The sequence below is a fragment of the Streptomyces sp. NPDC052687 genome, assembly GCF_040678395.1.
GTDB lineage: Bacteria > Actinomycetota > Actinomycetes > Streptomycetales > Streptomycetaceae > Streptomyces.
Genome location: NZ_JBFATR010000006.1, coordinates 34,658 through 49,030, shown reverse-complemented (window position 1 = coordinate 49,030; position 14,373 = coordinate 34,658). Strand labels below are relative to the sequence as shown.

General features: G+C 75.5%; 7 protein-coding genes. 4 read left to right on the top strand and 3 right to left on the bottom strand.

Going from position 1 to position 14,373, the window contains the following annotated elements; translation table 11 throughout:
* Positions 1–93: 93 nt before the first annotated feature.
* A complete protein-coding gene (locus AB0K92_RS08935) occupies positions 94–4,044 on the top strand; it encodes a hypothetical protein (protein WP_365920820.1) in 3,951 nt (1,316 codons plus the stop codon).
* Positions 4,045–4,214: 170 nt separating this feature from the next.
* Positions 4,215–5,168, top strand: a complete 954-nt coding sequence (locus tag AB0K92_RS08930; RefSeq protein WP_365920818.1) for a bifunctional riboflavin kinase/FAD synthetase — start codon at positions 4,215–4,217, stop codon at positions 5,166–5,168.
* A gap of 119 nt (positions 5,169–5,287) precedes the next feature.
* Here the strand turns inward: AB0K92_RS08930 and AB0K92_RS08925 are convergent, their stop codons facing one another.
* From AB0K92_RS08925 to eccE, 3 genes are all read right to left on the bottom strand, one after another.
* Positions 5,288–8,647 carry an SCO5717 family growth-regulating ATPase gene (locus AB0K92_RS08925; protein WP_365920816.1) on the bottom strand — a complete coding sequence of 1,120 codons (3,360 nt, stop codon included), beginning with the start codon at positions 8,645–8,647 and terminating at the stop codon, positions 5,288–5,290.
* A 478-nt stretch (positions 8,648–9,125) separates the two neighbouring features.
* On the bottom strand, positions 9,126–9,941 hold the full coding sequence (locus AB0K92_RS08920) for a hypothetical protein (protein ID WP_365920814.1): 816 nt from the start codon (positions 9,939–9,941) through the stop codon (positions 9,126–9,128).
* Positions 9,941–11,317: a type VII secretion protein EccE gene (gene eccE, locus AB0K92_RS08915; protein ID WP_365920812.1), complete on the bottom strand. Its 1,377-nt coding sequence runs from the start codon at positions 11,315–11,317 to the stop codon at positions 9,941–9,943. The genes AB0K92_RS08920 and eccE overlap by 1 nt, the downstream gene beginning before the upstream one ends.
* Before the next feature lie 206 nt (positions 11,318–11,523).
* On the opposite strand from eccE, the gene eccB reads away from it, so the two are divergent.
* Both eccB and mycP read left to right on the top strand, forming a co-directional pair.
* The gene (gene eccB / locus AB0K92_RS08910; RefSeq protein ID WP_365920810.1) at positions 11,524–13,050 is read left to right on the top strand and encodes a type VII secretion protein EccB; all 1,527 of its coding nucleotides are present in this window, start codon (positions 11,524–11,526) and stop codon (positions 13,048–13,050) included.
* Positions 13,051–13,059: 9 nt separating this feature from the next.
* Positions 13,060–14,352 (top strand): type VII secretion-associated serine protease mycosin, encoded by a 1,293-nt coding sequence (gene mycP, locus AB0K92_RS08905; RefSeq protein ID WP_365920808.1) that lies wholly within the window; start codon positions 13,060–13,062, stop codon positions 14,350–14,352.
* The last annotated feature ends 21 nt before the right edge of the window (positions 14,353–14,373 follow it).

Sequence of the window (14,373 nt, the reverse complement as noted above, 5' to 3'; positions counted from 1 at the left end):
ACAAGGGGGCGCGTTCGTCCCGAAAGCTGTCCCGCTGATCATCCGGCCCCTACCGTCGGACCGAGGGGCAGGCGAGCACGGCGGGGAGGTCCGATGGGGGAACGGGGCCGACAGGACGAACACGCACCGCGCGATCACGCTCCGCGCGGCCGTCCCACGGCACGCCCTCACCCCCCGCACGAATCGCCGCCGCCCGGTGACGGCCTCGTCCACATCCACGACCTCGCCGGACGCCTGCGCGGCCTCGGCTTCGTCGCCGACCACCACGGCACGGTCGTCACCAGCCACGAGACCGTCGACGGCCTGCCCCGGCTCGTCCTCCGCACCGCCACCGGCGACCGCAGCCACGTCATCGGCGCCGACGCGGTCACCCCGCTGCCCGAACGGGACCTGGCTCTCGTCCACGCCGACGGCCTCGGCGTGGACCCCCTGCCGCTCACCGTGCGCGACCGCGTCGAGACCGGCGCCTACGTCCGGATCACCGCCGGCTGTCTGCGCGAGGCGCGGGTCCTCGGCGCCACCGAGGTGACGTACACCGCCACCGACCGCTGCCACCGGATCGACGACGCCCTGGAGCTGGCCATCGGCACCGCCGGACGGGACGCGCTGCGGCTCGGCGGCGGCGCGGCCGGGGGACCGGTGCGGGACGCCGGGACCGGCGCGGTCGTCGCCGTCGTCGGCACCGCCCTGCGGTCCGGGCAGCGCGAGTGCGGCTTCGCCGTGTCCCTGCGACCGGCCGGCGACGGCCCGCTGGCCGAGCTGCTGGCCCGCAACGCGGCGACCGTGCCCGCGTACGGCGCCGATCTCAACCTCGCCGGGGTCCTGGAGCTGGCGGCGACATCCGTGGCGCAGGACGGGCCGCGCGGGGTGCTGGAGAGCCCGGGCGGCGGTGCGCTCGACGGGCGCCCCGGCTGGGCTGCCGGCGTCCGGGGACCCGGGGAGGTGGAGCCCGTCGAGCGCGAGGCGGTCCTGCGGCACCTCACCGCCTTCGAGCGCGGCCCGGCCGCGGTGCTCGCCCTCGTCGGCCCACCGGGCAGCGGCCGTACGACACAGCTCGCGGCACTCGCCGCACGCCGGCACCGGGGAGTCGGGGCGGCGGGCGACGCCGGGCGGGTGCCGTGTGCGCCTGGGGCGGGGGAGAGCCGTACCTCGGTCGTGGAGGCGGGGGCGGTGGGGACGTCGGCATTGTGGTTGCGTGGCGCGGGTCCGGAAGCGGGAGCGGGGCTGGGGGCGGGACTGGGCCTGGAAGCGGGGCCGGACACCTGTCCGGGGCCGGATGTGGCTGGGGACGTGAGCGCGGTCGACGGGGGCGCGGCTGTCCTGGGGGGCGGCGGGGCCGGTGTGGGGGGTGTCGGGGCTGGCGTCAGGGGTGCCGGGGTCGGCGCGGGTGGTGTCCGGGCTGGTGTGGGTGGTGTCGGGGGTGGCGTGGGGGGTGCCGTGGCCGGCGCGGGCGGTGTCCGGGCCGGTGTGGGGGGCGTCGCGGCTGTGGTGGGTGGCGGGCCGGCGCCCACGCTGTGGCTGCGGGGGGCGGATCTGTGTGAGGACGACGGTTCGATCGCGGACGCCGTGCGCCGGGCCGTGGAACGGGCGGCGCGGATCGTCGCCGCGGCCGGCTCCCGGTCGGCCTCGCCGGACGATCTCACCCCCGAGCGCCTGACCCGTGTCGCCCGCGAGGCGGGACGGCCGCTGCTGCTCCTGCTCGACGGCCCGGAGGAGATGCCTCCCGTCCTCGCCCACCGGCTGCGCGCCTGGACCGAGCGGACGGCCGCCTGGCTGCGGGAGACGGACACGCGGCTGGTGGTCGCGTGCCGGGCCGAGTACTGGGAGTTGGCCGGCGCCGAGTTCCCCGCGGAGCTGCTGTACAGGCCGGCGGCGGAGGAGACCCCGTGGCACGGCGGCCCGCCCTGCGTGCCCCTCGGCGACCTCACCGAGGCGGAGGCCCGCCTCGCCCGCGCCCGCCACCGCATCCCCGACGGCGCCCTCGCCGAGGCCGACGCCCGGCATCCGCTCACCCTCCGCCTGCTCGCCGAGGTCCGCGCCGCGATCCCCGGCGCGCCCTGCCCGGCCCCACTCGACCACCACGACGTGTTCTCCGCCCACCTGGACCTGATGTGCCTGCGCGTCGCGGTCCGGCTGGCCGCCGAGAACGGCCTGCGCGGCACCGCCGTACGCCGTCTGGCCGCCCGCGTCGCCGGGCAGGTCCACGAGGCCGCCCGCCGCAGCCTCGGGCCCGCCCAGGGCGAACTCGACCGCACCGCCTTCGAGGCGGTCTTCCCCTGGGGTCCCGCGCCCGGCCGGCTCGGCGGCGGCACCGGCTGGGCGTCCGCCGTCCTCGCCGAGGGCCTGATCGTGCCCGCGGGCGACGGCTACCGCTTCGCCCACGAGGAGTTCGCCGACTGGATCCAGGGCCTGCACCTCGACCTCGACGAGGCCCTGCGCGCCCTCGTCCACCGCCCCCGCACCGCCGGTCCGGCCCACCCCCCGGCCGTCCCGCACCACCGGATCGGCCCGGTCGTCCAGTCCCTGCTGTGCCTCGCCCGCCAGCAGGGCACGGCGGAACTCGCCTCGCGGCTCGGCGAGTTGGCACAGGCCCTGGACGCCGACCCGCACTCCTGGTGGGCCGCCCGGCTGCTGCGCGAGGTCCTGCTGCGCGTGCCGGACGCCACCCCCTACCTGGCCGTGCTGCGCCGGCTCGCCGACAGCGTCGTCGACCGGGGGCACCAACAGCCGCCCGCACCCCGCGGGTTCGGCCCCGGCTTCTGGACCGGGCTGCGGCTCCCGGAGGCCGAACGCCTCGACCTCCTGCGCCGCCTGGTCCTCGCCGACCCCGCCCCCCAGGCCGCGCCGGGCCCCCGCTACCTGGACGCCGTCGCCGGGCTGCTCGCCGCCGCCCCGACCGCCGTACAACCGCACCTCGTCCGCTGGTTCGACGACGAGCGGCCGCTGCCCGCGACCCCGCACGCCACCGTCGCCGCTGCCGCGCAGGCGCTGCTGCACACCCACCGCCACCGCGCGGTGGACGACCTCACCGAGCTGCTGGCCGACAGCGCGCACGGCCGCGCCGGTGAACTCCTCGCCGTGCTCGCCGAGGAGGAGCCGTCCGCGATCTGCCGGGCCGTGGACCGCTGGGTGCACGACGAACGGCCCGACCGGCGCGCCACCGCGCTGGTGTACGGGCTGCGCGCCGCGCCGCACGTCCGCAGCGAGGCCGACCGCGAGCTGCTGCGCTACGCCGCGCTCGCGCTGCTCGCCCGCCCCGCCGACACCGCCCTGCACGGCGGCGCCCTCGGCCTGCTCGTACGGGACCCGCGCACCCGCGCCCACCATCTCCCACGGGCCCTCGACCACTTCCGGGCGGGCGACCCGCACCTCCCGCCGAGCGCCCTGGCCGCCGCCCTCCCCACCCACCCCGAGCCGGTGCTCGACGCCTTCCGCGCCCGGCTGCACCTCACCCCCGACGCCGGTGACCTGCTGCGCATCCTCGCCGACGTCACCGCCCCCGCCCTCGTCCCGCGCGTCGCCGCCCTGATCCGCGAGGCGGTGGCCCTGCGCCCGGACCTCGCCGGGGCCGTCGCCGGGTACGCCGACCGCCGCCTGGACCACGGGCCCGCCGCCCGCGCCGTACTGTTCCCGCTGGTCACCGATCTGCTCGACGGTGGGCCGAGCCCGGCGCCGACTGCGCTGCGCGCCGCCCTCGCCGGCGTACTGGCCGCCCCCGGAGCGCTCCGCCGGGAGCTGCGCGAGGTGCTGCTGAGCGTCGAGCGGGACCCGGCCGTACTGGAGGCACTGCTGCGCGCCGCCGCCCGCAAAGCCCCCGACGATCTGCGGGAGCTGGTCCACGGCCTGGGCGTGCTCCTCGTACGCACCCCCGACGGGGCGTCCCGCTTCGACCGGATCCTGGTAGAGCTGGGCCGCGAGGTGCCCGGATTCGCCGCGCGGGTGGCCGGCTGGCTGGCCGAGGCGCCCGGCGACTGGGCGGCGGTGGTCGGGCCGAGCAGCCGGCGGATGCTGGAGAATCTGGCGGGTGCGCGGGTTCCCGCGTGACGGTGAGGTGAGTATGGTCCCGGCTCGGCGCGAGGAGCGGGACGGCCGCAGTGGGTGCGACGGGTCACAGCGTCCATGCCGATGCGGGCGGGGAGCACCCGGCATGGCACCCTTAGACCTGCATAAGAGGCATCCGTAAGAGTCAGACACGGGTTCGAGGAGCGGTCACAGTGCAGCGCTGGCGTGGCTTGGAGGACATCCCCCAGGACTGGGGGCGCAGCGTCGTCACCATCGGCTCCTACGACGGAGTCCACCGCGGACACCAGCTGATCATCCGGCACGCCGTGGACCGCGCCCGTCAGCTGGGCGTCCCCGCCGTCGTGGTCACCTTCGACCCGCACCCGAGCGAGGTCGTCCGCCCCGGCAGCCACCCGCCGCTGCTCGCCCCGCACCACCGCCGCTGTGAACTGATGGCGGAGCTGGGCGTGGACGCGGTGCTGATCCTGCCGTTCACCACCGAGTTCTCGAAGCTGACCGCGGCCGACTTCGTGGTCAAGGTCCTGGTCGACAAGCTGCACGCCAAGGCGGTCGTCGAGGGCCCCAACTTCCGCTTCGGGCACCGCGCGGCGGGCAATGTCGACTTCCTCGCCGAGCAGGGCGAGATCTACGACTTCGAGGTCGAGGTCGTCGACCTGTACGTCACCGGTGAGGCGGGCGGCGGCGAGCCGTTCTCCTCCACGCTGACCCGGCGGCTCGTCGCCGAGGGCGACGTGGCCGGCGCCGCCGAGATCCTCGGCCGGCCGCACCGCGTGGAGGGCGTCGTCGTGCGCGGCGCCCAGCGCGGGCGCGAACTCGGCTTCCCGACCGCCAACGTCGAGACGCTGCCGCACACCGCGATCCCCGCCGACGGCGTCTACGCCGGCTGGCTGCACGCCCAGGGCGAGGCGATGCCGGCCGCGATCTCCGTCGGCACCAATCCGCAGTTCGACGGCACCGAGCGCACGGTGGAGGCGTACGCCATCGACCGCGTCGGCCTCGATCTGTACGGCCTGCACGTCGCCGTCGACTTCCTCGCGTTCGTGCGCGGGCAGGCGAGGTTCGAGACGCTGGACGCGCTGCTGGAGCAGATGGCGAAGGACGTGCAGCAGTGCAGGGAGCTGGTGGCGGCGGCGGAGGCCGAGTAGCCGCTTGCGTGACGTGAAGGCGGCCGGTGCCTCGGGGGCACCGGCCGCCTTTGTCATGCGCCGGGGTGTGGGGGTGGGTGTGCGCGTGTCGGGATGCGCGTGGGGGTGGGCGTGCGGGGTTACTGCTGGGGCGGCTGGGCCTGTCCGCCGCCCTGGCCCGGCTGGCCCGGCTGGCCCGGCTGGCCCGGCTGGCCCGGCTGATCCGGCTGGGCGTGCTGCGGGGGCTGGCCGGGCTGGCCCGGCTGAGCGGGCTGAGCGGGCTGGCTCGGCTGTTCCTGCTGGGGCGGATAGGGGTGACCGGGCTGCTGGGGCGGGTAGGGCTGCTGGCCGGGCTGTGGCGGGTATGGCTGCTGGCCCGGCTGGGCGTAGGGCTGGGCCGGGGGCGCGTACGGCTGCTGGCCGGGGTGGCCGGGGTGGCCGTACGGAGCGCCGGGCATGGGCTGGCCGGGGATCGGCTGACCGGGGATGCCCTGGCCGCCAGGGAAGCCCTGGCCGGGGGTGGGCTGGCCGGGGGCAGGCTGGCCGGGGACGGGGGGCTGCCCCGGGAACGGCTGGCCGGGGACGGGCTGGCCCGGCAGCTGGTGGCCCGGCATCGGCGGGGCCGCCACCGGGGGCGGGTTGCCGTCGCTGGTCCACAGGCCCTGCGCCTGCTGGTGGCGGGTGAAGTCCTCGGCGACCATGGCGGCGAGGTTGAAGTACGCCTCGCGCACCTTCGGGCGCATCATGTCCAGGTCGACCTCGGCACCGGCGGCCAGATGCTCGTCGAAGGGCACGACCACCACACCGCGGCAGCGGGTCTCGAAGTGCGCCACGATGTCCTCGACCTTGATCATCTTGCCGGTCTCGCGGACCCCGGAGATGACGGTGATCGAGCGGGAGACCAGGTCGGCGTACCCGTGCGCGGAGAGCCAGTCCAGCGTCGTGCTCGCACTGCTCGCGCCGTCCACGGACGGCGTGGAGATGATGATGAGCTGGTCGGCGAGGTCCAGCACACCGCGCATGGCGCTGTAGAGCAGACCGGTGCCCGAGTCGGTGAGGATGATCGGGTACTGCCGGCCGAGGACGTCGATCGCGCGCCGGTAGTCCTCGTCGTTGAACGTCGTGGACACGGCCGGGTCGACGTCGTTGGCGATGATCTCCAGGCCGGACGGGGCCTGCGAGGTGAACCGCCGGATGTCCATGTACGAGTTGAGGTACGGGATCGCCTGGACCAGGTCGCGGATGGTGGCCCCGGTCTCGCGGCGCACCCGGCGGCCGAGCGTGCCGGCGTCCGGGTTGGCGTCGATCGCGAGGATCTTGTCCTGCCGCTCGGAGGCGAGCGTGGAACCGAGCGCGGTGGTCGTGGTCGTCTTGCCGACACCGCCCTTGAGGCTGATGACGGCGATGCGGTAGCAGGACAGCACCGGCGTGCGGATCAGTTCCAGCTTCCGCTGCCGCTCGGCCTCCTCCTTCTTCCCGCCCAGCTTGAACCGGCCGCCGCCGGCCGCCGGGCGGCTGCTCTTCGCCTTCTGCTTACGGGTGTTGAGCAGCCGGTCCGAGGACAGTTCCACGGCCGCTGTGTAACCGAGCGGCGCCGCACCGGGGTTGGTGGGCTGGCGCTGGTCGTGCTGCACGGGCTGCGGCCACGCGGCACCGGTGCGGGGGTCCACGGGCGGCTGGGCGTACGGGGGTTGGGGGTGCGGGGCCATCGGCGGCTGCGGCTGCGGCTGCGGCTGCGCCTGCGGGGCCTGCGGTTGCGGATTCTGGGGGTGTTCCGCGTGGGCGGGCTGCTGCGGCTGCGGCTGCTGCGGTGTCGCCTGCGGGGGCACGCCCTGCCGGTCCTGCTGAGCGGGCGGCTGCGGGAAGCCGTAACCGCCGGGCTGCGGGAAGCCGTAGCCGCCGTGGGCGTCGGGCGCGGGCGGGGTCGGGGTGCCGGTGGGGTGGGGGAAGCCGTAACCGCCCTGGGCCGGGGGCATGCCGGGGCCGGGCTGCGGGAAGCCGTAGCCGGGCTGCGCGGGCGGCATGGGCTGCGCGGGCGGCATCGGGACGGCGGGCGGCTGCTGCGCCGCCGGGGCGGCCGGGGCCGACGGGTCGGCGGGAGCCGGTGAGGGCGCCTGGTTCCAGGCGGCGGGCGCGGGCTGCGGTGCCTGCGGCTGGAACGGCGGCTGCTGCCCGGGCACGAGCGGTTGGCCCTGCGGGGCGGAGGGCTGCGGCTGGGCCTGCGGCTGCTGCGGCTGCGGTTGGGGCTGGGCGGGCCACTGGGCGGCCGTGGCCGGGGCGGCCGGCTGGTACGTCGGAGGCAGCGGGGGAACGCCCTGCTGCGGCGGCTGGGGAGTCCAGGCGGCGGGGGTGTCCTGCGGCGCCTGGGGGGCCTGGGCCGCCTGCGCGGGTGCCTCGGCCTCGGCGGGCTGGGGCTCGGCGGGCTGGGGCTCGGCCGGGGTGGAGGCCTGCGGCGTGGCTTCCGCGGACTGAGGGTCCGTGAGGGCGTCGGCGGCGACGGTGTCACCCGCGGGGGTGGCGGCGTCCTGGGCGGGAGCGGCCTCGGCGTCGGTGTCCGTGGCGGCGGGACCCTCCGGCTCGGCGGACGAGGGGGCGGTCGCGGAAGGGGCGGTCGCGGAAGAGGCGGTTTCCGAAGGGGCGGTTTCCGAGGGCTCGGTGCCCTCGTGCTCGTCGCCGTCGGCCTCGCCGGGCACCGCGCGGGTGTCGTCCGCGGCGTCCTCGCCGGGCTTGTTCTCGCCGTCGACGGTGGAGGACTCGCCGGCGACGCCGTCGGTACCCCCGGCGCTCTCGGCGTCGTGCGCGCCGTCCCGCGCGCCCGTGCCCGCGTCCTCGCCGGAGGTCTCCCGCGCGGTCTCGCTCTCGGCCGCCGCGGCCCGCTCCTCGAACTCCCGCTTCAGCGCGGCCGCGGAGAACCGCATCGTGGCGCCGCTGTCCAGACCACCATTGCCGGTGCCGCCCTCGTCCGAGGCCGGCTGGGCGGACGGCTGCTCGCCCTGCGACGGCGAGTACGGCTGGGACTGCGCCTGCGGCGGCTCGGGTTGCTGCGGCTCGAACCCGCTGCCCTCGGGCAGCCTGGGCAGCGGCACGGGGTTACCGATGTGCGGGGCGGGAGCGGCGGCGGGCGGGGCGAACGGAGCATCCGCGGTGGGCGCGGTGGGCGGCGTGGGCGCGGCGGGCGGAACAGGCGGAGTCATCGCGGGCGGAGCCGTGGGCGGGACGGCCGGCACCGGGGGAGCGGCGGGCCCCGGAACGGCCGCGGCGGAAGGCCCCGCCGTCCCTGCAGCCCCCGCCGTCCCGGCAGCCCCGGCCGTCCCGGCCGTCCCCGAAGTCGCCGGGAATCCCGCCCCGTCGGAACCCCCCGACGCGTTCTGCGTGTACCAGGCAGGCGGTGCGTAGTCGATGGTGAACTCACCCGTCGCCTCGACGGCGGCCTCCGCGTCGGGCTGGTCATCGCCGGGCGTCGCCCAGCCCCCGCGGATCCCGTCCCGATCGCTGCTCACAGTTCCTCCTGGTGTGGTCGAGCACCCTCATAGCGTGCTGGGGCGACCATTGCTGTCGTTCGATTCTTGGGCTGTCCCCCCGGGTCACCCCCGGAACGCGCATCCCCCTGTGCCGGGTACTCGCTTCGTGCCCCGCCCCAGCCTAATCAAGAAAGGGCCGGGCACGGCAGGCGCGTCTGCCCCCCGATGCACGTCCGGAACAAAGCCGCACGGTCGCCCGCGAATCGGTGGCCGCGCCGATCGGTCACGGCCGGCCGTCCCCACCGTTTGCCCGCCCCCGTCGTCCCCCCGTCACCCTCTCCGTCGTCCCCCGTCCCCCTCCCCGCCGTGCTCCCGGCGGCCCCTCCTCCCCGTGCCCCCGGCCACGCTCCTCGCCGTGCTCCCGGCGGCGCTCCCCGTCGCCCCGTCACCCTCCCCGTCACCCTCCCCGCCACCGCCCTTCATGCCGCGCTGCTCCTCGCTGCCGCCGCGCTCGCCGTCAGTCCATCCGCCGGGCCACGCCCAGCAGACCGATCTCGGCGTCCGTGGGCTGCGTGACCACGTACTGGCGGTCGCCGTCGGTGCACCAGAGGGTGACGCCGTCGGCGAGGGTCGGCAGCGGCTCGTACTCGGCGCGCGGCAGACCGATGACGCGCCCGATCTCGGCCGCCTCGTCCGGCGACACCCGCTGCACGCCGATGATCCGCGCCTGCCGCATCAACCGGGGCGCCACCGGGCTCAGATAGGGCAGCAGCGTCAGCACCGACTGCCAGGGCGCCGACACCACACGTCCGCGCGGAGGCCGCATACCGCAGTCCCGGATCACCAGCACCGGACTGCCCGCCGAGGCGCCGAGCGGAGGGACCCGGCCCACCTCATGCACGGTCATCCCGGACTGGCCGCCGCCCACCGCCTGCACCACCTGCGCCCAGTGCTGGGGGCGCCCGGTCTCGACGGCCACCCGGGCACCGGTCGCCGCGGCGCGCAGCGCGAGCACCTGCGCCGTCCACAGACCGCCGATGAGCAGCACGTCGTAGGGCGTCGGCCGGTTCACGCCGAGGACGGCGGGGTGACCCTCGGCGGTGACGCCGACGACGACGCCGTCGTCACCGATGGGCAGGGTCAGCGCGTCGAACTCCTCGACGGACAGCGTGTGCCGCGGATGCCGGGGGCCGAGCAGCCCGAAACCGGTGCGCAGCCGCTGCGCGAGCCCGGCGCCGCGCCCGCCGCCTCCGCCGGCCCCGTCGCCGCCGGGGACGGGGGTGCGGGGGAAGCCGGCGGGGGCCGGAGCGGACGGGGACGTCATGGCGGCCATCAGCGGGCACCTCCGAGCGGCAGGGTGGCCAGGACTCCGGGCAGCTGTTCCCGGTCGAGACGGGCGAGACCGGTCCGCGCCTGCCGGGCCACCCGCTCCAGCTCCCGGCGGGACGCGGCCAGTTCGGTGCTGCTGCGCCCGGTGACCCGCACGTGCCCGGTGAGGGCGACCTGCTGGCGGCCGCCGTGCGTCAGCGTCAGGCTGAGCGTCGTCGCCAGCGCGGGCACGGCCGTCAACTGGGCGACCAGCTGCGGCAGTCCGGAGCCGGAGCCGCCGAGCGGGGGCCAGCGGCGCACCCAGTACGTCGTGTGCCGGCGGTTGTCGCAGCGCCAGCTGCGGCTGGTCTCCTCCGTCCGCCGCCGGGGCGCGTCGCTCTGCCCCGCCTGCGCGGTCACCATCGGGTTGGCGCACGCGGAGGTGGCGATGGCGGCCGTCACCTCCTCCTCGGTGAGCACGCTCACCTGGAACCCGGCGCCGGTCAGCCGGCTGGCCAGATGCTCCGCCGAGCGCACCAGGCACTTCTGCGCGCCGACGAGTCCGCCGCCACGCGCGGCCACCGCCTCCGGGCACAGCTCGGGGTCCAGCTTCAGCGCGATCCACATGATGCGGACGGCCGGGGAGGCGGTCTGCGCCTGGAGCTGTGTGTAGTTGGTCACGACCACCGACTGCTGCGGCAGATGCGGCGCGGGCGCGGGCTGGGTGTGCAGCACGACCTGTGCGGATTCCAGGCGGATTCCGTCGACGTCGAGGGCGTCCCGCACCAGGGCGAGGGGGAGGGGTCTGCGGCTGCGCTCGGCGCGCAGCGCGCCGAAGTCGGCCTCCACCTGGAGGACCGCGGTGAGGAAACCGCCGTCGCCGACCATGCCCACGGGGCGCCGGTCACGGTCGTTGCCCCGGCTGTAGCTGTACGTCCGCAGGCTCGGGTCGCATTCGACGGCGGGGGCGAGACCGGAGTCGGTGCCCGGCGGCACCGGCGTGTTCGCGGCCTTGCGCCGGCGCGCCCGCAGCGCCTGCACACCGGCCAGCCACTCGGGCAGGGAGCGCCCCCGGCGCCGTACGAGCGCGAGCACGACGAGCACCGCGGCGACGACGGCGGCCGGGATCAGCGCGTACGTCCCGATCAGCCAGCCGCAGACGACGAGCGCGGCCGCCAGCTCCAGCAGCACCAGCCGCTGCACGGCGAACGAACCCCCGCGCCCCGAACGCGCCTTGAGGTGCGGCGTGACAGCGCCCGTGGGCGCGGCCGGGCCGCGGGACCCCGCCGGACCGGCGGCACTCCCCGACGGGTCCGGCCGGCCCGGACGCCCCGACCGGCCCACTCGGCCCGATCGTGACCCCGATTGCGATCGCGACCGGGTCCGCGGTGCGGAAGCCATCACTCCAAAACCCCCGAATCTCTCCCGAAAACCCTTGTCCACACGCTCCTGCGAGTCCTGAGCGCCCTACCCATGACACACGCACGTCCACGCAACAGGCATAGTAGGGGCCGGGTCTGACAACCGAGGCACCAGAGGCAACCACGGGCGGGCGACGGCACAGTGACCGTCCCCAGGGCTCCGCAACGGGGAGAGAGCGGACACACATGGCATCACGCCGCGATGAACTCAACGCCTACACCTTCGCGAAGCGGCGCACACTCGCGTCCTTCCTGCGGCCCTCGCCGTCGGGCTCGGAGGAGAACGCGCCCAAGCCGCTCAGCGCGGTGTGGCCCGGCGCGGTCGTCGGCGTGGTGATCCTCGCGGTGTTCGGCGCCATCGGACTGTTCAGCCCGACCGCGCCCAAGGGCTGGGACAACCCGGGCGAACACGTCATCGTCGCCAGCGACTCGACGACGCGGTACGTCGTCCTGAAGACCAAGGGCAAGAAGCAGCTGCACCCGGTGCTCAACATGGCCTCCGCCAAGCTGCTCCTCGACCCCGACAAGAACAGCATCATCACGGTCGACGAGAAGGTCCTCGACAGCGGCAAGCCCCCGCACGGCGCCACCATCGGCATCCCCTACGCCCCCGACCGCCTGCCCGCGGCCGCGGAGGCGGAGAAGGCCAAGCGCTGGGCCGTCTGCGAGCGCCCCGGCGACGGCGGCCGGGCCATCCAGAAGGCGGCGTTCGTCCTCGCCGAGAAGGAGTGGCCGAAGACCGAGGGCCGCAACAAGCTGACGGGCGGCGACCTGATGTACGTCGTCGGCCCGGACGGCAAGACGCAGTACGTCGTCGACTCGCGCGGCTGGGCCTACCCGCTCGCGAATCCCGACGACAAGGAACTCCTCAAGGCCCTCGACACCCAGGGCCGCGCCCCGCAGCGCGTCTCCCAGGACTGGCTCGACACCCTTCACAAGGGCGACCCGCTGACCATCCCGACCATCGAGGGCGACCCCGGCGCCCCGGCGAACGCCTCCGACAGCCTCGGCCGGTACGACAAGGTCGGCATGGTCATCAAGGCGTACGACGGCACGCGCATGCAGTACTACGTCGTGCTGCCCGGCGAGGTCGCCCGGATCAGCGAGTTCACCGCCACGCTCCTGCTCAACAGCGGCGACCTGGTCGCCGTCGGCCAGACCGGCGAGGCCCAGCAGGTCAGTCCCGGTGCCGTCGTCGACAGCACCACCTTCCTCGGCGACCGCAAGTGGCCGGCGTACAAGCCGAAGACGGTCAACAACGGCACCAGCGCCACCACCGGCCGCAACACCCTCTGCAACGTCCTGCGCTCGGTGAACGCCGGCAACGGCACGACGACCCTGTCCACCTGGGTCGGCACCGACTTCCCCGCGCAGCTGCCCACCGGCTCCTCCAGCGCGTACGTCACGCCGGGCTCCGGGCAGCTCTACCGCCAGTTCCAGGGGCAGGAGACCACCGCGGGCAGCGTCTTCCTGGTCACCGACACCGGTCTGCGCTACGCCCTCCAGTCCAACAGCGACAGCGCCACCGACGACAAGGGCATCGGCACCTCCAAGGAACAGCGCAAGCAGCAGCTGGCCGAAGCGAAGATCGCCCAGACCCGGCTCGGCTACGAGAAGGTCGACCCCACCCCGATCCCCGCGGCGTGGTCGACGTTCCTGCCCACCGGACCCCGCCTGTCGGAGGCGGCCGCACGCCAGCCGCAGGGCTCGTAGGGAGGGCTCATGCTGACGACATCACGCCGGACGCGCCCCGCGCGCCGCCGCCCGTCGCTGCCGGCCCTGCCGGCCTTGCCGGTCCTGCTCGCCACCGCGGCCCTCGCGGCGACGACCCCGCTCGCCCTGCCAGCCGCCCAGGCCAGGGCGGACGACAGCGGCCAGTGCACCTTCCCCTCGAAGAAGTACGAGGGCCGCCCCTGGGCACTGCAACGCGTCAACCTCGACGAACTGTGGGCCCAGTCGAAGGGCAAGGGCGTCCGCGTCGCCGTCATCGACACGGGCGTGGACGTCAAGAACCCCCAGCTGTCCGCGGCGGTCGACGTCTCCAAGGGCAAGAACTTCCTCCCCCCGAAGAACAGCAAGGGCGAGGAGATCGAGCGCGGGAACGCCAGCGGCACCACCGACACCGTCGGCCACGGCACCCGCGTGGCCGGCATCATCGCCGCCCGCCCCGCCAAGGGAACCGGTTTCGTGGGCCTGGCCCCCGAGGCCACGATCATCCCTGTCAAGCAGAACGACGCCGAGGGCAACGGCACGGCACGCACCCTCGCCGACGCCATCCGCTACGCGGTGAACGCGGGCGCCGACGTCATCAATATCTCCCAGGACACGGCCAACGCGGTCGAACCCGACCAGCGCCTGAAGCAGGCCGTGGACTACGCCCTCGCCGAACAGGTCGTGGTCGTCGCCTCGGCCGGCAACGACGGCCTCGGCGGCAACGTCAAGGTGACGTACCCGGCGTCCTACGAGGGCGTCCTCGCGGTCGCCGCCTCCGACCGCAACAACGAACGCGCCCCGTTCTCCCAGTCCGGCGATTTCGTCGGCGTGGCCGCCCCCGGCGTCGACATGATCTCCACCGTCCCCGGCAACGGCCACTGCTCCGACAACGGCACCAGCTTCTCCGCCCCCTACGTCGCCGGCGTCGCCGCCCTGCTGAAGGCCAAGTACCCCAAGTGGACGGCCCAACAGATCGTCGCCCAGATCGAACAGACCGCGGAACGCACCATCCCCGGCCACGACCGCCTCGTCGGCTGGGGCGTCGTCGACCCGGTCAAGGCCCTCACGGACGTCGACCCCCACAACCCGGTCGAGTCCCCCCGCCCGGCCGAGAACCTGGTCGGCGTAGAGGCCCCGTCGGTGGCCCCCGTCCACTTCGGCGAGACCCCGGAGGAACGCAACACCCGCCTGGGGACGTATGTGGTGGTCGGCGGCCTGGTGCTGGTGGCGGGGCTCAGCGGGACGGCGGTGGCGGTACGGGACGCGAGGCGCCGGCGGGTGCGGGCAGGCGGGCACCTATGACGGTTCCTGGATTGTGAGTGT

What these genes read in the sequence shown, in the direction of transcription:
- AB0K92_RS08920 (WP_365920814.1), bottom strand. Translation starts at nt 9,941, where the DNA reads ATGGCCGCCATGACGTCCCCGTCCGCTCCGGCCCCCGCCGGCTTCCCC.
- mycP (WP_365920808.1), top strand. Translation starts at nt 13,060, where the DNA reads ATGCTGACGACATCACGCCGGACGCGCCCCGCGCGCCGCCGCCCGTCG.
- AB0K92_RS08935 (WP_365920820.1), top strand. Translation starts at nt 94, where the DNA reads ATGGGGGAACGGGGCCGACAGGACGAACACGCACCGCGCGATCACGCT.
- eccE (WP_365920812.1), bottom strand. Translation starts at nt 11,317, where the DNA reads ATGGCTTCCGCACCGCGGACCCGGTCGCGATCGCAATCGGGGTCACGA.
- eccB (WP_365920810.1), top strand. Translation starts at nt 11,524, where the DNA reads ATGGCATCACGCCGCGATGAACTCAACGCCTACACCTTCGCGAAGCGG.